Origin of the sequence: Streptomyces sp. DH12 (assembly GCF_020873895.1) — a bacterium.
Classification (GTDB): domain Bacteria; phylum Actinomycetota; class Actinomycetes; order Streptomycetales; family Streptomycetaceae; genus Streptomyces.
In genome coordinates this window covers 1-437 of record NZ_JAHWGT010001207.1, presented here as the reverse complement: position 1 = coordinate 437, position 437 = coordinate 1, and the positions used below count along the sequence as shown (strand labels likewise).

Below are 437 nucleotides of genomic sequence, written 5' to 3'. Positions count from 1 at the left end.
GTGGCGTGCAGGCCGTGCTCCACGGCGAGGTCGTCGAGCAGGTCGAGGAGCGTGCGGTGCTCCGCCTTGAGCTCGGACGCCAGTTCCGTGAGGAGGAGGGCGGCCGTGATGCCGTCCTTGTCGCGGACGCCGTCCGGGTCCACGCAGTAACCGAGGGCCTCCTCGTAGCCGTAGCGCAGGCCGTCGACGCGGGCGATCCACTTGAAGCCGGTCAGGGTCTCCTCGTAGGGGAGGCCCGCCTTCCCCGCGATACGGCCGAGGAGGGACGACGAGACGATCGACTCCGCGAAGGTGCCGGTCACGCCGCGGCGGACCAGGTGGGCGGCGAGGAGTGCGCCGACCTCGTCGCCGCGGAGCATGCGCCAGTCGCCGCCGTCCTTCACCGCGGCGGCGCAGCGGTCGGCGTCCGGGTCGTTGGCGATGACCAGGTCGGGGTC

At 72.8% G+C, this 437-nt stretch carries 1 pseudogene; it reads right to left on the bottom strand.

Annotation, left to right across the window (positions count from 1 at the left end):
* Window positions 1-437 (bottom strand): annotated as a pseudogene (locus tag LPA54_RS39275) (phospho-sugar mutase); the annotation flags it as partial.